16 protein-coding genes are annotated in these 17,216 nt (G+C 67.5%); 8 read left to right on the top strand and 8 right to left on the bottom strand.

Annotated features, from left to right (window positions below):
* Nucleotides 1-2: 2 nt before the first annotated feature.
* A complete protein-coding gene (locus ABQJ54_RS15300) occupies nt 3-590 on the bottom strand; it encodes a GspH/FimT family pseudopilin (RefSeq protein WP_367855177.1) in 588 nt (195 codons plus the stop codon).
* Nucleotides 591-650: 60 nt separating this feature from the next.
* On the opposite strand from ABQJ54_RS15300, the gene ABQJ54_RS15295 reads away from it, so the two are divergent.
* Complete coding sequence (locus ABQJ54_RS15295; protein WP_367855176.1) at nt 651-1,124, top strand: hypothetical protein; 474 nt, start codon at nt 651-653, stop codon at nt 1,122-1,124.
* Nucleotides 1,125-1,808: 684 nt separating this feature from the next.
* Here ABQJ54_RS15295 and ABQJ54_RS15290 read toward each other — a convergent pair.
* Together ABQJ54_RS15290 and ABQJ54_RS15285 are read right to left on the bottom strand one after the other, a co-directional pair.
* Nucleotides 1,809-2,486: a Fe2+-dependent dioxygenase gene (locus ABQJ54_RS15290; RefSeq protein ID WP_367855175.1), complete on the bottom strand. Its 678-nt coding sequence runs from the start codon at nt 2,484-2,486 to the stop codon at nt 1,809-1,811.
* A 157-nt stretch (nt 2,487-2,643) separates the two neighbouring features.
* On the bottom strand, nt 2,644-4,992 hold the full coding sequence (locus ABQJ54_RS15285) for a catecholate siderophore receptor Fiu (RefSeq protein ID WP_367855174.1): 2,349 nt from the start codon (nt 4,990-4,992) through the stop codon (nt 2,644-2,646).
* 292 nt (nt 4,993-5,284) lie between these two features.
* Between ABQJ54_RS15285 and panE the strand changes: the two genes are divergently transcribed.
* A complete protein-coding gene (gene panE / locus ABQJ54_RS15280; protein ID WP_367855360.1) occupies nt 5,285-6,211 on the top strand; it encodes a 2-dehydropantoate 2-reductase in 927 nt (308 codons plus the stop codon).
* 274 nt (nt 6,212-6,485) lie between these two features.
* On the opposite strand, the gene ABQJ54_RS15275 is transcribed toward panE, so the two are convergent.
* The 3 genes from ABQJ54_RS15275 to ABQJ54_RS15265 all read right to left on the bottom strand — a co-directional run bounded on the left by ABQJ54_RS15275 (nt 6,486) and on the right by ABQJ54_RS15265 (nt 10,618).
* Nucleotides 6,486-8,621 carry a M13 family metallopeptidase gene (locus ABQJ54_RS15275; protein WP_367855173.1) on the bottom strand — a complete coding sequence of 712 codons (2,136 nt, stop codon included), beginning with the start codon at nt 8,619-8,621 and terminating at the stop codon, nt 6,486-6,488.
* Between the two features lie 235 nt (nt 8,622-8,856).
* Nucleotides 8,857-9,519: a DUF502 domain-containing protein gene (locus ABQJ54_RS15270; RefSeq protein WP_367855172.1), complete on the bottom strand. Its 663-nt coding sequence runs from the start codon at nt 9,517-9,519 to the stop codon at nt 8,857-8,859.
* Nucleotides 9,520-9,562: 43 nt separating this feature from the next.
* Nucleotides 9,563-10,618: a tellurite resistance/C4-dicarboxylate transporter family protein gene (locus tag ABQJ54_RS15265; RefSeq protein ID WP_367855171.1), complete on the bottom strand. Its 1,056-nt coding sequence runs from the start codon at nt 10,616-10,618 to the stop codon at nt 9,563-9,565.
* A gap of 287 nt (nt 10,619-10,905) precedes the next feature.
* On the opposite strand from ABQJ54_RS15265, the gene ABQJ54_RS15260 reads away from it, so the two are divergent.
* Nucleotides 10,906-11,427: an RNA polymerase sigma factor gene (locus tag ABQJ54_RS15260; RefSeq protein ID WP_367855359.1), complete on the top strand. Its 522-nt coding sequence runs from the start codon at nt 10,906-10,908 to the stop codon at nt 11,425-11,427.
* Between the two features lie 2 nt (nt 11,428-11,429).
* A complete protein-coding gene (locus tag ABQJ54_RS15255; RefSeq protein ID WP_367855170.1) occupies nt 11,430-12,116 on the top strand; it encodes a hypothetical protein in 687 nt (228 codons plus the stop codon).
* Here ABQJ54_RS15255 and ABQJ54_RS15250 read toward each other — a convergent pair.
* Together ABQJ54_RS15250 and trxA are read right to left on the bottom strand one after the other, a co-directional pair.
* Nucleotides 12,100-12,573 (bottom strand): DUF4442 domain-containing protein, encoded by a 474-nt coding sequence (locus ABQJ54_RS15250; protein ID WP_367855169.1) that lies wholly within the window; start codon nt 12,571-12,573, stop codon nt 12,100-12,102. The two genes, ABQJ54_RS15255 and ABQJ54_RS15250, sit on opposite strands and share 17 nt — an antisense overlap.
* On the bottom strand, nt 12,573-13,436 hold the full coding sequence (gene trxA / locus ABQJ54_RS15245; RefSeq protein WP_367855168.1) for a thioredoxin: 864 nt from the start codon (nt 13,434-13,436) through the stop codon (nt 12,573-12,575). The genes ABQJ54_RS15250 and trxA overlap by 1 nt, the downstream gene beginning before the upstream one ends.
* A 119-nt stretch (nt 13,437-13,555) precedes the next feature.
* On the opposite strand from trxA, the gene ABQJ54_RS15240 reads away from it, so the two are divergent.
* Genes ABQJ54_RS15240 through ABQJ54_RS15225 form a run of 4 tightly spaced genes read left to right on the top strand, consistent with a single transcriptional unit; the run spans nt 13,556 to nt 17,127 of the window.
* Nucleotides 13,556-14,212 (top strand): paraquat-inducible protein A, encoded by a 657-nt coding sequence (locus ABQJ54_RS15240; RefSeq protein WP_367855167.1) that lies wholly within the window; start codon nt 13,556-13,558, stop codon nt 14,210-14,212.
* Complete coding sequence (locus ABQJ54_RS15235; RefSeq protein ID WP_367855166.1) at nt 14,209-14,841, top strand: paraquat-inducible protein A; 633 nt, start codon at nt 14,209-14,211, stop codon at nt 14,839-14,841. The genes ABQJ54_RS15240 and ABQJ54_RS15235 overlap by 4 nt, the downstream gene beginning before the upstream one ends.
* Entirely contained in the window at nt 14,834-16,516 is a 1,683-nt protein-coding gene (locus tag ABQJ54_RS15230) for a PqiB family protein (protein WP_367855165.1), read from the top strand. Before ABQJ54_RS15235 ends, ABQJ54_RS15230 begins: the two co-directional genes overlap by 8 nt.
* The gene (locus ABQJ54_RS15225) at nt 16,513-17,127 is read left to right on the top strand and encodes a PqiC family protein (RefSeq protein WP_367855164.1); all 615 of its coding nucleotides are present in this window, start codon (nt 16,513-16,515) and stop codon (nt 17,125-17,127) included. The genes ABQJ54_RS15230 and ABQJ54_RS15225 overlap by 4 nt, the downstream gene beginning before the upstream one ends.
* Nucleotides 17,128-17,216 lie beyond the last annotated feature (89 nt).

Below are 17,216 nucleotides of genomic sequence, written 5' to 3'. Positions count from 1 at the left end.
CGTCAGGGGCAGGTGGTGATGGCGGTGCCGGTCGGATCCTGACCGGGCTGTGAGGAGGGCTGGATGAACCCGGCCGTGTTGATCTCCACGGCCCTGGCAAAGGTGGCGCCGCGTGCGTCGCAGACGCGGATCATCTCCGTGGCTGCACCGCTGGGAATGGTCACGGTGCCGTTGCCGTTGAACTGGAAATAGACGCTGCCGTTCACGGCGGTCAGGGTTGGCGCGGTGCTGGAAGTGTTGAGCGCGTGGGTGGACAGCAGCTTTGCTGCGCCGCCGTTGGCAGGATTGGTGACGACCTGCCACCCGTTGCTCCACACATCGGTGGCGCAAGGCGGCGTGTCGGTTGTTGCGCCCGTGATTCCGGCGCAAAGGTAAGTGGCCTGGTTCAGGTCGATGGCCTCGGTACGCGCGTAATGCAGGGAGGCCACAAGGCCATCAAGCACGCTGTCGCGTCGCGAGTTCAGCACGTAGGTGCGCAGGTTCGGCACGGCGATGGCGGTGAGGATCGCAACCACGGCGATGGTTATCATGAGTTCGACCACCGTGAATCCGTGCATCGGACGGTTGTGCGAGCGCACTGCTGTTTTCACGATTTCCCCTTGTCTCTCTCATGGCGCCGACTGCTTCCGTGGAAGGAGTCGGGGCCTTGGATGCGCGGCGATTATGCGCTGTACGCGCCGGCTCTCGGTTACCGCTTGTCAGCTATTCGCGACCATTGGTCGATGCATGAATTTGCGTCTTGCTGCGCGCGCAGCCTGGCTGCTGGCGGCGGAGCGCCCGTCGAGCGTGATGGCGTTCGGGTTTTGCAGGCAATGCATGCCGCTCGTCGGGAAAATCATGCCGGTTGGCTCGAAAAATATGGGCGTGAATCGTCCCGGCTTCCCCGGGTGCTTCGATTCCTGAGAGGGTGGGTCGATGGAAGCCGCAGGGGAGAGATCCCCCGTCCGGCACCCGGGACCGCGACCGTCTCCGATGGATTGGACTGCTTCCCGGGCATCGTCGAAACCGGTTGCAGGCATGTCCTGCTCGCCACCAGTGGCATGGCGCCTGACCCGGAACACCCGATCTTGCGGCGGATCTACACGATGTCGGGCAACGCAAAGAACGCCATGCCAGGCGCCTGACATGCGTGCGGCCGGAGTACCTGCGGCGTCATCCGCCCGAGCGCTTCCGCCGCTTCGGTCGTCGTTGCGGTCTGGCTGCGCTGGCGCACAACTCATCATTACGGCGCGCACGCCACCACTGGCTCGCAGGCTCGCAGTCTTGGATGTGTGATGTGGGGATCGGTTGGGGGATGACTACACGCCAACTTGCGCCACGGCGAAGCTCCTGCCGCTTGCGGAGCAGCAGTTGCCGTAGCGAACCCGGCACCCGGTGCAGCACCGGGTGCCGGATCGCGTGGCGACATCGCAGACCGGCAACAGCTGCAGGTATACCGCGCCAGCGGTTTCCGCGGCTGGTTGCATTCCGCATGCCGTGTCGATCGATACACGGCAGACCCGCGGTGCGCAGTGCGGCACCCTGGCGCCGGATCAGGCTGGTGCACGCAATATCGAGAGCGGCATGAACACTCCAGCGTAGTGCTGGAGTTGAGGCTCACATGCAAACCGGTAGCGACGGTTCCCTTCTCCTGCCGTGGGAAGAACCTGTCATCGAAGTAGCTCTGATCAGGGATGGTGCGTGGCGCCGGATGTGGATGCGTGCGAGGCGCATTGTTGATGAAATTCGCGATGCGGTTTGACGGGACGCTTCGCGCGTACGATCTGTCCAATCCGTCTCCCGGAGGGGAGTGGGCTCTCTGGCTCTTTTCAGCTCTCTGCCCACTGCCGCAACAGGTTGTGATAGGTGCCGGTGAGCTGCAGCACGGCGTCACGGTCGGCGCCGGTGGCGACCAGGCGCTGGATCGAGGCGTCCAGCTCGTACAGCAGGCGACGGCGGCCGTCGTCGCGCACCAGGCTCTGCACCCAGAAGAATGCGGCCACCCGTGCGCCGCGTGTCACCGGCTGCACGCGGTGCAGGCTGCTGGAGGGGTAGATGATGGCGTCGCCGGCGGGCAGCTTCACTTCGTGCTCGCCGTAGGTGTCGCTGACGATCAGCTCGCCGCCGTCGTAGTCGTCCGGTTCGCTGAGGAACAGCGTGCAGGAGATATCACTGCGCAGTTGCTCGCCGTTCGGCAGGGCCATCACCGAGCCGTCGACGTGCATGCCGTATTCGCCGCCGCCCTCGTAGCGGTTGAAACGCGGCGGCAGCGTGCGCAGGGGCAGGGTGGCGGCGTGGTAGAGCGGGTTCTTCGCCAGTGCGGCGAGCACGACGCGGCCCAGTTCCTCGCGCAGCGGCGAGGCATCGGGCAACTGCACGTTGCGTTTCACCTGCGCCCCCTGCGCGCCCACGGTTTCGCGGCCGTCGGTCCAGTCGGCGGCGTCCAGCGCGGCGCGCAGTTGCCGCAGCTGTTCGCGGTCCAGGATGTCGGGGATGTGCAGCAGCATGGTCGGCCTTGTTCCGCGATGTGGAATTCCCGTATCGGGCATTCGTGCGCCTGGCGCGGTGGCCGTCCATGGCCCGTGTAGGAGCGCACCTTGTGCGCGAACGCTTTTGGCTTCGATCAGACGCCGGAGCCATCGCGCACAGGGTGCGCTCCTACGGTCAGAAGTGGAAGTTCGCCGTCAGCATGCCCGAGCGCGGCGTGCCGGGGATGTAGCGGTAGCCGCTCTTGTTGATCGCCGCGACGTAAGTCTTGTCGAACAGGTTGTAGAGATTGAGCTGCAGATCGAAGTGCCGGTTGATGGTGTAGGTGGCCATGGCATCGAACACCCAGTAGGCCTTGGCGTATTGCGGTGTGCCGATGGCGCCGTCGGCACCGCGCTGCATTTCGCCGGAGTAGCGCGCGCCGCCGCCGATGACGAGGCCGAACGGCAGGCGGTAGGTGGTCCAGCTGGTGAAGGCGCTCTTGGGCGTGTAGGCCAGCACGTTGCTGCCGTCGGCGGCGGGCGCCGAAGTCGTGGTGGCGCCGCTGACTGCACCATTGCTGGTGCTGGTGTGCATGCTGGTGAAGCCCGCGTTGACCGCCCAGTTCGGGGTGATCTGGCCGACGGCGGTGATTTCCACGCCCTGCACGCGCTTCTGGCCGATCGGGTAGTACAGCAGGGTGGTGGGGTCCTGCTCCAGGTCGTTGCTCACGGTGGTGCGATAGAGCGCGGCGGTCAGCAACAGGCGCTCGTCGAACAGGTTCCACTTGGTGCCCACTTCGGCGGTGCGCGCCCGTTCCGGTTCGAGCAGCGGGTTGTCCGCGCTGTTGGTGGAACTGCTCAACGACAGGCTGCTGCCGCCGGGCGGTTGCGCGGAGGTGGAAAGGGCCGCATAGACGCTGCCGTTCGCCGCCGGCTTGTAGATCAGTGCAAGCTGCCAGCTGGTGAGGTTGCCGGAGGTGTCGGCGTCGAGGCCAGGCACGATGGCACCGGTGGCCAGGCTGCCGCAGGCCGGGCCGCTCTTGCTGCCGCAGGCGACGGCGCTGTCGAAGTCGGTGTCGTAGTGGTCGAGGCGCGCGCCGGCGTTGACCTGCCACTGCTCGCCGAACTTCAGCGTGTCGAACAGGTAGGCCGCCGCCGTGTTGGTCCTGCCGCTGGTCCAGCCGCCGTTGGGACCGTAAAGCAGAGCGTTGCCGACATCGGGATTCGGGTCGTACAGGTTGGCCGCAGGCCAGGTGCTGCCGTTGAGCGCGGCGAGCGTGGTGGTGTTGAGCTTCTCCTGGCTCAGCTCGATACCGGTGCTGAGGTTGTGGGTGATGGCACCCGTCTCGAAGTTGGCGGCGAGGTTGAGCTGGTTGGCGACGATGCGGTTGATCTGGTCTTCGAAATTCGGATTGCTGCGCGCCAGCGTCCAGGTGGACGGATCGGCCGGGTTCGGCGTCAGCAGGTTGGCGGCGGTGGCCGTGAACGAGGTCAGCAGGTAGTTCTCCTGCGTGCGGCCCCAGCGCAGCGTGTCGTGCAGGGTCACGTTGTCCGAGAAGTCGTGCTGCAGGATCGCGGTGAACATGTTCTCGACGACATGGTCGTGATCCTGGTCGGTACCGTAGAAGTTGCTGGGATCGACCGCCGGCGCATTGGCAATGAACGGGCGCGCAGGATCGGGCGAGGAATAGCCGGGCAGGCCGATGGTGGGCACGCCGCCATCGGGCACGTTGTCCTGCTTCACGTGCAGGAAATCGAGGTATACGCGCGTGGACGTGTTCAGCCCCAGCGCCAGCGAGGGCGCCACGCCCCAGCGGTCGTTCTTCACGTCGTGGCGGCCGGGCACGCCGCTGTTCTGGTCGAGCACGTTGAGGCGGAAGGCGGCGCCGTTGCCGATCTGCTGGTTCCAGTCGGCGGTGGCGCGCTTCTGGTCGTAGCTGCCATAGGACACCGAGCCGGACACGGCATCCTTCAGCGTGGGCTGCTTGGTCACCATGTTGATGGCGCCGGAGGGGGCGGTGCGGCCGTATTCCGTGCTGTCCGGGCCCTTGGTCACCTCGATCTGCTCGATGTTGAACACGTCGCGCGAGATGGTGTTCAGGTCGCGCACGCCGTCCACGAAGATGCTGCTGCTGGTGTTGAAGCCACGCATGTAGACGGCGTCGCCGGTGTTGGTGGAGCCGTTCTCGCCAAGGAAGAACGTGCCCACGCCGGGCGTGTTGCGCAGCGCTTCGGTGAGCGTGGTGGCGCCTTGCTGCTGGATCAGGTCCTTGCTGATGACCTGGATGGTCTGTGGTGTGTCCACCAGCGGCTGGGTGAACTTGGGCGAGGAGAGCTGCGCGGTGGTGGCGACGCCTTCCACGGTGACGCCTTGCAGGTGCTTGGCCTGGGAGGTTTGCGCATCGGTGGCAGGCGAAGGGGCATCGGTGGTCGCCGCCATCGCCGGTAGCGCCAGCGCGAGGCTGGTCGCCAGTGTGGCGGCAGTGAACGCAGGAGCGGGTGAGCGGCGCGCGACCGGATGCTTGCGACTTTTGACAAAGCCCATCGAGGAAACTCCACGGTATTTCGGGAAAGGGGATGGCTGGGGTCTTGGGCGTGGCGACCGGCCGCATGCCCGGATGGGCATCGGCATCGTCGCGACGGCCGGCGAACCTTGCGCTTGAGGAGAGCGCGATTGCCCCTCCGCAACCGGCGGCAAGATAAAGCAAACGAGAATGATTCGCAATATTTTATTTGCCGTGATGGCGCGTGCGCCGACCAAGGTCGGCTCGGCAGCCATGGCGCATCGCGTTACCCTGCGCATTGCACTGGCGAAGATCGCCACGAGGAGAGAAGGCATGCGCATCCTGGTTGTCGGCGCCGGCGCCACCGGTGGTTATTTCGGCGGACGCCTGCTGCAGGCGGGGCGGGACGTGACCTTCCTGGTGCGCGAAAAACGCGCGGCGTTGCTGGCCCGGCGCGGCCTGCACATTCGCAGTGCGCTGGGCGACGCCGACATTGCCGCGCCGCCTACCGCGACCGCATCCACGCTGCGCGAACCGTTCGATCTCGTGCTGCTGGGCTGCAAGGCCTGGGATCTGCCGCAGGTGATCGAGGACATCGCGCCGGCCATGGGCGAGCACAGCGCCGTGCTGCCGATCCTCAACGGCATGCGCCAGCTCGACCTGCTCGACGCGCGCTTCGGTGCCGCACGGGTGCTGGGCGGGCAATGCGTGATCGCCGCCACGCTGGACGCCGACGGCATCGTGCAGCATCTCAACCGTTCGCACAGCCTCAGTTTCGGCGAACGCGACGGCAGCGATTCGGAGCGCGTGCGGCGCATCGCGCAGGCAATGGCGGGTGCGAACTTCGAGCCGCATGCCAGCACTACCATCGTGCAGGACATGTGGGACAAATGGGTGTTCCTCGCCAGCCTCGCCGGCATCACCTGCCTGATGCGCGCGCCGGTGGGCGACATCATGGCCGCGCCCGGCGGCCGCGAGGCGACGCTGGCCCTGCTCGACGACTGCCGTCGCGTCGCCGCCGCCCACGGCCACGAACCGCATCCGGCGGTACTGCAGCGCGCCAGCGCAGTGCTCACCGAAACCGGCTCCACGCTCAGTGCCTCGATGATGCGCGACCTCGAACAAGGGCACCGTGTCGAGGCCGACCACGTGATCGGCGACCTGCTGGCGCGCGGAGAAGCCCATGGCGTGGATGCACCGATGTTGCGGCTGGCGCATGCGCATCTGAAGGCTTACGAGGCCCGCCGCGCACACGCATGATCGCGCGGAAAGCCTTCCCGCCTCTCCCGCGCGCGGGAGAGGTGGCCCGCAGGGCTTGAGAGGGCGCCCCTGGTTTTTGCCACGCCGGCGATGACCTGAAGAGTGGCACCACGGATGGCGGCCGCAAAAATCGCCCGGAGCGATTTTTGACATCGCGCAAGCGATGGCCCGGAGGGTGCCTGCCATGGATGGCGGGCACAAAAAAACGCCGCGCTTGCGCGCGGCGTCGAGGAGACTGCAAGCCGCGACGGAATCCGCCGCGGCCCGCAGGGACTTACCAGATCTTCACCTGCTTGTCGCCCGAACGCACCATCGCGTCGCCCGGCTTGCACTGGAAGGCGGTGGCGAAGGCGGTCATGTCCGACGGCGAGGCGATCGCGCGGACGGCGATCGGCGAGTGCGGATCGATGTTGAGGTACAGCTCGGCCTGCTTGTCACGCACGCTGCCGCGCCACACGCGCGCCCAGTTGAGGAAGAAGCGCTGGTCCTCGGTGTAGCCGTCGATCTTCTGGTCGGCCTCGGACGGATCCTTCTGCAGCGCGGTCTGCAACGCATCGTAGGCGATGTTGAGGCCGCCCAGGTCGGCGATGTTCTCGCCCAGGGTCAGCTTGCCGTTGACGTGCAGGTCCGGCTTGCCCTGGATCGGCGCATAGCCGTCGTACTGGTCCACCAGCGCCTTGGTGCGCGCGTCGAACTGCTTCTTGTCCTGCGCCGTCCACCAGTTGGCGCGGTTGCCGTCGCCGTCGAACTGGCTGCCCTGGTCGTCGAAGCCGTGGCTGGACTCGTGGCCGATCACCGCGCCGATGCCGCCGTAGTTGATCGCGTCGTCGCCCTTCGCATAGAAGAACGGCGGCTGCAGGATCGCGGCCGGGAAGTTGATGGTGTTGGTGCTGGGGTCGTAGTAGGCGTTGACCGTCTGCGGGGTCATGCCCCATTCCTTGCGGTCGGTCTTCTTGCCGATGTGCGACAGGTCGTACTGGTAATTGTACTTCTGCGCGGCCTGCAGGTTGGCGTACCAGTTGTCCGGGCTGATGGTCAGGCCCGACCAGTCGCGCCACTCGCCTTCGTCGGGGTAGCCGATCTTGGGCAGGAATTTGTTCCACTTGTCGATGGCCTTGGCCTTGGTGGCGTCGCTCATCCAGTCCAGGTGCTCGATGCGGTTCTTCAGCGCGTCGCGCACGTTGGTGACCAGTTCCTCGGCGCGCTGCTTGGTTTCCGGCGTGAACACCTTGGCCACGTACAGCTGGCCCAGGCCCATGCCCATCGCGCCGTTGACGCCGCCCAGCACCTGCTTCCAGCGCGCCTTCTGCTCGGGCTGGCCGGACAGGGTCTTGCCGTAGAACTCGAACTTGTTGTCGCGGAACGCCTTGGACAGCGAGGTGGAGGCGTCGTCGATGGTGTGGAAACGCAGGTAGGCCTGCCACTCGGAGGCCGGCGCGGTGGTCAGCAGCTTGTCGAACTCGGCGAAGAACTTCGGCTGCGACAGCGAGAAGCCCTTGTCGATGGTCACGCCCTGGGTCTTGAAGAACAGCTCCCAGCTGAAGTGCGGGGTGACCTTGTCGGCTTCCTTGACGCTGACGAAGTGGTACTGGTTGTCGAGGTTGCGCATTTCGGTGGGCGCCAGCGAGGCGCCGGCCAGCGCGGTCTCGAACTTCATCACCGCGTCGGCCTGCTTCTTGGCGTCGGCCTCGGACACGCCGGCCAGCTCCAGCGTCTTGGCGACGTAGGCGACGTAGGCGGTACGCAGGTCCTTGTACTCGGGCTTGAAGTAGTAGTCCTTGGTGGGCAGGCCCAGGCCGCTCTGCATGGCGTAGCCGATCTGCTGGGTGGCGTCCTTGAAGTCGGCGCCGGAGCCGAAGCTGAACACCTGGCCGTCGCCCTCGGCGGCGCTCTGGTCGAGGTAGTTCACGATGTCGGCGGTGTTCTTCAGGCCGTCGATGGCGGTGAGCTTCGGCTTGATCGGATCGAAGCCGGCCTTCTCGATGGCGGCATCGTCCATGCCCGACTTGTACAGCCAGCCGATCTTCTGCTCGACCGAGCCGGCCTTGGCACTGTCGGCGCCCTTGGCGGCGTCCTCGACGATCTGGTGCTGGGTCTCCAGGCTCTTCTCGGCCAGCTCGTTGAACGCGCCCCAGCTGGTACGGTCGGACGGGATCGGGTTGGCGGCGACCCACTTCGCGTTGACGAAGCTGTTGAAGTCCGTGCAGGCCTCGGTGCCCGGGCCCAGCTCGCCGACGTCGAACACGCTCTTCGGTGCCGCAGCGGCAGCGGCGGTGGTGGCGGACGGTGCCGGAGCGGTGGCCGGCTTGGCCGGTGCCGGAGCAGCGGCCTGCTCGCTCTTGCCGCAGCCGGCCAGCGCCAGCGCGACAGCGGCGGCCAGCGCCAAGGGCTTCAGATACTGCTGGGTCATGGACTTCCCTCTCTATGGGTGTGTGGTTCCGCCGTGGCGGTGTTTTGCGCATGCCGGCCGGTCACGGGCGGTTCCCCGTTCCGGCCATGACCGCCCACGCTAGGCCGATCGTCATGGTCGGCACAGTGTCAAAGGTCAGGGGTGGTTTCGGCAACCGGGGCCGGCCATGCCGCGGCGGCCGCGCCCGAGCGGGCGCGCGTCGCATTCCTCATCACAGTCGGGCGATCGCCTTCTGCTACAGCGGCTGATCGGGCAGGCGGCGTGGTGCGGGCAGGCTTTCCGGCGATACCGCGCCGCCGGAGATGATGAAGGCCATCGCCTGGTCCATCGTCCAGTCAGTGGGCGTAAGTTCGTCCATCGGCACCAGTTCGAGGTAGCCGCCGGTGGGGTTGGGGGTGGTGGGGATATACACCGCCGCGATCTCGCGCCCCGTACCTTCCTCGACCAGGGTGCGGGTGACGAAGCCCACCACCTTCATGCCCGGCCGCGGAAAATCCACCAGCACCACGCGCTGCGTGCCGCCTGGCTTGTTCTGCAGCACCGCGGTCAGTTTCTTGGTGCCGCCATAGATCGTCTGCACCAAAGGTATGCGTTGCAGCAGCGTGTCGAAGGCGTCGAGCAGGCGCCGCCCGATCACCCGGTTCGCCAGCCAGCCCACCGCGTACAGCCCGCCCAGCGTCAGCAGCAGGGCGAGCACGAAGACCAGCCCGCTCTTGTTGAGCGTGTCGGCGAGGTGCGGCGCCACCAGTCCCAGCGCTTCCGTCAGCGCCGCCACCACCGGTGCGCCGATGCCGGCCAGCAGGCCCAGCACGAACTTGAACACCAGTACCGTCACCCACAGCGGCAGGAAGGTGAGCAGGCCGGTGATCAGATAGCGTTTGAGTCGCAGAGGTGGCATGGCGATGCGCCAGGGAAGAGGGCGCTCCATTGTAGGGAACGACTCAGTGTTGCGTGTGCGTGCTGTGCCGCCACCCCTTGCGGTACAGCCGGCGCAGGCCGATCAGCGCCACCAGCAGCCACACCGCGAGGCTCGCGTACACGCCCGCGGCGGGGATCGCCAGCAGGAAGTCCGCGTGCAGCGCCTGCGCCAGCTCGAACGTGCCCACGGTGTACATGCCGATCGGGAACACGATGTCCCAGTCGTCCGTCTCGTAGCGCAGTGGCACGTGGCGCCACACGTGCCGCCACACCTCCAGGATCACCAGCAGCGGAATCCACCAGGTGGCGGTGGCCCAGAAGAACAGGGTGAAACCCTTCACGAACGGCAGCAGTTCGGCCAGCGCGCCGTGCGCGGGCGCGTGGATCACGATCAGGCTGCCGGCGAGCGTGGTGACGGCCAGCGCGCCCATGTCGATCCAGTACGGCGGGGTGAACTCGCGTGCGCGCAGCGGGAAGAACACCATGCGGTACACCACCAGGGTGATGATCAGCAGGTACAGCGCCGCGCCCAGCATGTACAGGCTGAGCGCCACGAACTGCAGGCGGTCGGGGTCGGCACAGCTGGCCGCGACCAGGGTCAGCAAGGCTGACAGCGCCTGGGTGGACACCACCGCCACCAGCCAGCCGCCGTTGATGCTGCGGGTGAAGCCGGGCTTGAAGCGCGCGGTGATGGTGGCGGCGAAGAACAGGTAGATCAGCACGATCCACAGCATCGCGCCGGCCACCGCCAGCACCACCGCCAGCCTGGACAGCGGCCGGACCATCACGCATTGGCTGCCCAGCACGCAGGTGGCTGCGGCCAGGGTGAGGAAGCCGGCGCCGCGCGAAGGATCGGTGAAGTCCGCCACCACCTCGTGGCGGAAACGCGCCAGCCGCAGCAGGCTCAGCGCCAGCAGCCACGCATAGGCCAGCAGGTTGAGCACGAACAGCGCCTGCGCCACCCGCGGCAGGCCGTGCTGGCTGGCGTCCACCGACACGATGCCGGTGGCCATCACCAGCGCAAAGCAGCCCGGGTCGAGCCGGCGCACGCGGATCAGCAGGTTTTCGGCCAGTGCCATGCGGTTCTCCACGCCCGATTTGCGGCAACGTTCAGTTGGAAACCCCGTTCGCGCTGAGCGTAGCTTGCGATAGCAAGCGAAGTCGAAGCGCCATCGACGAACACCCTCCGGCTTCGGCCCTGTGGGCCTACGCTCAGGGCGCACGGTGTGGACTTTGTCGCTAGCCAAGGTTCCACAAGCGCTTTGCGGCGATTATGCGGAAGCGTCATGTCGTTGCCCGGTGACGTGTGACTTTTCCCGCGTTCGTGCGAATCATGCTGGCAACGACTCCGGATGCGTGGACGGACATGGGCGGCAAGGCAGACCAGCAACGCTTCGAGGCACTGTGGCGCGAGCACCGGGGCGTCGTGCTCAAGGTGGCCAGCGTCTACGCACGCGGTGCCGAGGAGCGGCTGGACCTGGCGCAGGAGATCGGCGCGCAGCTGTGGCGCTCCTTCGCCAGCTTCGACGAGCGGCGCGCGAAGTTCAGTACCTGGCTGTACCGCATCGCGCTGAACGTGGCGATCTCGCACTTGCGTCGCACCGGCGGCGAGGCCGGGCGCTTCGAGCCGCTGGACGAGGGGCATCTGGAGACCATCGCGGGTGAGCCTGCCGCGGAACCGGACGAACGTCTCGACGCGCTGTACACCTTCATCGGCGAGCTGGACGCGCTCAACCGCGCGCTGATCCTGCTGTACCTCGAAGACCGGAGTTACGCCGAGATCGCCGAGGTGCTCGGCATCAGCGCGACCAACGTGGCCACCAAGATCAACCGCATCAAACAACGGCTGCGCGGCCGGATGACCGTCGCGGCCACCACCGGAGCATGAGCATGGAACTCGACGAGATGAAACGGGCATGGGCGCGCATGGACCTGCGCCAGGACGGCATGGAGGCGTTGTTGCTCCAGGATTTCCGTGAACGGCGGATGGACAAGCTGCGTTCGACGATGCGTTGGAGCCTGGGTTGGCAGGCAGTCGAGAGCGTCTGCTGGGTGGCCTTCGTGGTGTGGGTGACCTCGTTCTGGGTGGACCACCGCCATGTCACGCACCTGCTGGTGATCGGCCTGCTGCTGCATGCCTACGGCATCGCCGGCATCTGGTCGGGCGTGACCCAACTGCTGCTGCTCATCCGCATCTATCTGTACGATGCGCCGGTGCTGGTGCTGCAGCGGCGGCTGGCGCAGCTGCGCCGCTTCCGCATGATCAGCACGCTGGCGCTGGGCCTGCCGTGGTGGTTCCTGTGGCTGCTGCTGCCGCTGGTGGTGGCGACCTGGTGGTCAGGGGTGGATCAATTCGCCGGGGCGTCGGGGTGGATCTGGGCGAACATGGCGGTCGGTGCCGTCGGCACCGGTTTCAGCCTGTGGCTGGCGCGCCGCCTGGCTGGCCGACCGGTCCGGTCGCCGTGGCTGCAGCGCGTGATCGACGACATGAGCGGTCGCAGCCTGGCGCGTGCCTCGCGGCAACTGGACGAGATCGCCCGCTTCGAGCGCGAGTTGCCGGTCAGGTCGCCGGCGTGACGTTCTGGCGCACCTTCGGCTTCAGCCGCACGTAGATCTGCTTGCGCACGCGGGCGACCACCTCGCCGGAGGCGGTGGTGATCTCGTTCTCGAACCAGCGCAGCACCTTCTCCCCGCCGGCCGCAGCGCTGCGCAGTTCGTCGAGGGTGGCGTCATCGAGCCTGAAGCGGGCATAGACGTCCTCGCGGCCGGGCGCCACGAAGTCGATCGTGCCGGCCTTGTCCCACACGTAATAGTCGGGACCGAGCCGGTGCATCGCCAGCAGCATCCAGAACGGGTCGACCATCGCGAACAGGTTGCCGCCGAACTGGCTTTTCACGTAGTTGCGGTTCCAGGGGCGCAGGCGCAGCACCACCCTCGCCTCCGAGTAGTCGTCGCTGAGCGACTGCAGACGGATGGCGTTCACCAGGAACGGCGGCCACAGGTTGAGCAGCCGCCGGAAGGTGGAAGCCTTCATCAGAAGAGAAGGGAGGCCATGCGGCGACGGTAGCGGCCGACCAGCTCGGCATCATCCAGCGTGCCGAAGGCGGCGAGCAGGCGCTTCTTCGCGGCGCCGTCGTTCCAGTCGCGGGCCTTTTCGAGGATGGCGAGGAACTGCTCGAGGCCGCCGGCGGGATCGCCGCCCAGCAGCAGGCGCACGCCGAGCAGGTCGCGCGCCTGCCAGTCGGTGGCGTCGGCAGCGATGCGTTGCTCCAGTTCGGCCCGGGCGGGTGCGTCCTTCAGCGCGCGTGCGAGTTCGAGTTGCTGGCGCAGGCGCACGGCGCGCGCGTCGGTGGCGAGGTTGGCGGGCAGGGCGTCGAGCTCGGTGGCGGCGGCATCGCTGCGGCCGGCCTGGGCGAGCGCCACGGCGAGGTCGAGCTTCAGCTCGGCGCGATCGGGTTCGGCGGCGATGGCCTGTTGCAGGCGGTTGATCGCCGCTTCCGGCGTCTCGACGGGTACCTCGGGGGCTTCCACGTCCTCGCCATCCTCGAGAAGCTGCACATGGCGCGACAGGAATTCGCGCAGCTGGCCCAGCGGCAGTGCGCCGGCGAAGCCGTCGGCGATCTGGCCGTCCTTCACCAGCATCACGGTGGGCACGCTGCGGATGCCGAACATCGCGGCGAGCTGCTGGCTCTTGTCCACGTCCACCTTGCCCAGGCGGAACGCGCCCTTGTATTCGGTGGCGAGCTGTTCCAGCAGCGGGCCGAGCGTCTTGCACGGCTCGCACCAGGTGGCCCAGAAATCCACCAGCACCGGGGTATCCAGCGAGGCGTTGATGACCTCGGCCTCGAAGTTCTGTTCGGTGACGTCGAAGACGTGGTCGAGGGCGGCATCGGTCACGGCGGATTCCGGCAGGTGGGGAAACGCCCTAGATCGGGGCGCCGGCGAGCATATCAAGGGAATCGATTTTTCCGCCGCCGCTTCAGCCGCGAGCCGGTCGGATTTGCGAGAATCGCCGCATGGACGCGTCATCGCCCGACATCGCCGATCCCGACGAGGCAAGCCCCGCGCTGCTGATCTGCGAGCACTGCGACACCGTGCACCGCCGCCGCCCGCTGGCGCGGGGCGAGGTGGCCGAGTGCGCGCGCTGCGGCGCGGTGCTGGAGCGCTGCCGCGGCATGCCGGCGGGCACGATGCTGGCGCTGGTGCTGACCGCGCTGGTGGTGTTCGTGCAGGCCACGTTGTGGCCGATCGTGACACTGGGCCTGAATGGCCAGTACGTGGCCGCCACGCTGTGGGACGTGATCCACATGATGTGGCTCGACCACTCGCAGGTGGTGGCGGTGCTGGCGGCGGCCACGCTGTTCGTGTTTCCGCTGTGCAAGATCCTGGTCCTGGGCTGGCTGCTGCTGTACGCGCGCACCGGCCGGCGCGCACCGGGCTTCCGCCGGTTGATGGTGGCGCTGCATCACCTGGGGCCGTGGACGATGAGCGAGGTGTTCGTGCTGGGTGCGCTGGTGTCCATCGTCAAGGCGCATCTGTATTTCGACGTGATCCCGAATCCCGGCATCTACGCCTACGCTGCGCTGATGTTGCTGATCACCGTATTCGCCGGCATCGACCTCACCCGGCTGTGGGACGACACCTGCGACGAGGATGCCGAGGTGGCGCCGTGAGTGCCCTGCCACGAGCCGACGAACTGGGGCTGATCGGCTGCCACGTCTGCGGCCAGGCCTGCCATGCTGCGGACGGGGACGACGACGTGCTGGCCTGCCCGCGCTGCGGCTCGACGCTGCATCGGCGCAAGCCCGCGGTCTACACCCGCACCTGGGCACTGCTGATCGCCGCGTTCCTGATGTACATCCCCGCCAACGTGCTGCCGATCATGCGCACGGCGAGCCTGGGCGACATCGACGACAACACCATCCTGAGCGGCGTGGTGGAGTTGTGGGTGAAGGGTTCGCCGGGGCTGGCGGTGATCGTGTTCTGCGCCAGCATCATGGTGCCGATGCTGAAGTTCCTCGCATTGGGCACGCTGCTCATCAGCTGCCGCAGCGGCAGCAACTGGGCGCGGCGGCAGCGCGCGCAGCTGTACCGGCTGGTGGAGCTGATCGGCTACTGGTCGATGCTGGACGTGTTCGTGGTGGCGCTGCTCACCGCGCTGGTACGCTTCGGCTACTTCAGCCTGGTGGAGCCGCTGCCGGGCGTGGTGTTCTTCGGCCTCACCGTGGTGCTGACCATGTTCGCCTCGATGTGTTTCGATCCCCGGCTGATCTGGGACGGCAAGGAAGATTCCGATGACTGACGAGAAATCCGGCGGGTCGCGTCCGGCAGGTGGCGATGCCTTGCCGCGCGCGGTGGTGCGCAAACGGCGCACGAACGCGTCGCTGATCTGGCTGGTGCCGATCCTGGCGGCGATCGTGGGCGTGTCGCTGGTGGTGAGCAGCTGGCTGCAGGCCGGCCCCGACATCACGATCAGCTTCCAGAGCGCGCAGGGCCTGGCCGCGGGCAAGACGCCGGTGAAGTACAAGGACGTGGTGATCGGCAAGGTGGACAAGATCCGCCTCAGCGGCGACCGCAGCCACGTGCTGGTGACGGTGGCGCTGGAGAAGAGCGCGAAGGCGTTCGCCACCAGGGACACCCGCTACTGGGTGGTGCGTCCGCGCATCGGCCTGGGCGGCGTCTCCGGCGTGGATACGCTGTTCTCCGGCGCCTACATCGGCGCCGACACCGGCGATTCGAGCGAGCCGCAGGAGGACTTCAAGGGGCTGGAGAACCCGCCCGCGGTGACCCACGGCGAACCGGGCAAGAGCTTTACCCTACATGCCGACGACCTCGGCTCGCTGGATATCGGCTCGCCGGTGTACTTCCGCCGCATCCAGGTGGGACGGGTGGTGTCCTACCAGTTGGACAAGGATGGCCAGGGCGTGTCGCTCGCGGTATTCATCGACAGCCCGAACGACCGCTACGTGGATGCCGCCACGCGCTTCTGGAACGCCAGCGGCGTGGACGTGTCGCTGGGCGCGAACGGGCTCAAGCTCAATACCGAGTCGCTGGCCACCGTGCTGGCCGGCGGCGTGGCCTTCCAGGATCCGGGCGGTCCGCACGACACCACGCCGGCGCCCGATGGTGCCAGCTTCAGCCTGTTCGGTGACGAGACCACCGCGATGGCGCCGCCGGACGGCGAACCGCACTACATCCGCATGCGCTTCGACCAGTCGCTGCGCGGGCTGGCGGTGGGTGCGCCGGTGGAATTCCTCGGCATGAACTTCGGCAAGGTGGTGTCCATCCGCATGGACTACGACGAGAAGACCCAGCGCTTCCCGTTCATCGTCGGCGCGGTGGTCTACCCCGAGCGGCTGGGGCAGGCGAATGCCAAGCTGGTGGCGCTGGCGAAGGCGCACGGCGACAACGCCGACCTCTCGCACATGGTGGGCAAGCTGGTCGAGCACGGCCTGCGCGCGCAGGCGCGCACCGGCAACCTGCTCACCGGCCAGCTCTACATCGCGCTGGATTTCCTGCCCCACGCGGCGAAGGCGAATTACGACCCCGATGCGCGGCCGCTGGAAATTCCCACCGCGCCGGGCAGCTTCGACAAGCTGCAGGAGCAGATGACCGACATCGTGGGCAAGCTGGACAAGATCCCGTTCGACCAGATCGGCAACCACCTCAACGACTCGCTGGCCAATCTTGACGCCACGCTGAAGCAGGTGAACGGCCAGACGCTGCCTGCGCTCAACGACACCATGCACGACGCGCGCAAGACGCTGGGTGCGGCGAACGACACGCTGTCCGCCGATTCGCCGCTGCAGCAGAACCTGGGCGGCACGCTGCAGGAAGTGCAGCGCACGATGCGCTCGCTGCGCGTGCTGACCGACTACCTCGGCGTGCATCCGGAAGCGCTGCTGCGCGGTCGCCAGGCCGACCCGAAGCCGGTCGAGCCGAAACCCGCCGTCCCCGCCAACAGGAGCCAGCCATGAGCCGCCTGCGTCCGTGCCTCTTCGCCGGCGCCCTTGCGCTGGGCCTCGCCGGCTGCGCCTCCGCGCCGCTGCATTACTACACGCTGGTGGCGCCGGCCGGCAGCGCCGCCAGCGCGCCGACGCCCGCACCGTATCCGTTCGAGTTGCTGCCGGTCGGCGTGCCGGCGCAGGTCGACGTGCCGCAGCTGGTGGTGCGCGAAGGCGGCCAAGGCATGCTGCCGCTGCAGGATCAGCGCTGGATCGCGCCGCTGGGCGACGAGATCCATGGCGCGCTGGCCGCCGATCTCGCCCGCGCGCTGGGCGTGTCCGACATGAGTGGCTTGCCTGGCAACGGCCAGCCGCGGCTGCGCATCAGTCTGGACGTGCGTCGTTTCGAGTCGGTGCCCGGCGACCACGCGCTGATCGACGCGGCATGGAGCCTGCGCCTGGTGGGCGGCTCCGGCGGGCAGGACGCGCTCACCTGCAGCAGCCACGTCAGCGAACCGGTGGCGCCGGGCTACGACGCGCTGGTAGCCGGCCACCAGCAGGCGCTGGCCACGCTGGCCGCGCGCATCGCCGTCACGGCGCGCAGCTACGAGGCGGGGCAGGCGCCCACCTGTCCGGCCGATTGACGGCCGGGCGGGCGGGGCGGGCATTCTGCTAATCTGATCCGTTCTCCCGGCAGCCCGCGATCCCGTGCCACGCTGCCCGCAAAGACCAC

This window comes from Rhodanobacter lycopersici, assembly GCF_040812335.1.
Classification (GTDB): Bacteria; Pseudomonadota; Gammaproteobacteria; order Xanthomonadales; family Rhodanobacteraceae; genus Rhodanobacter_A; species Rhodanobacter_A lycopersici.
Note: the sequence above shows the minus strand (reverse complement) of the source record. Positions and strands in the feature narration are given on the sequence as shown.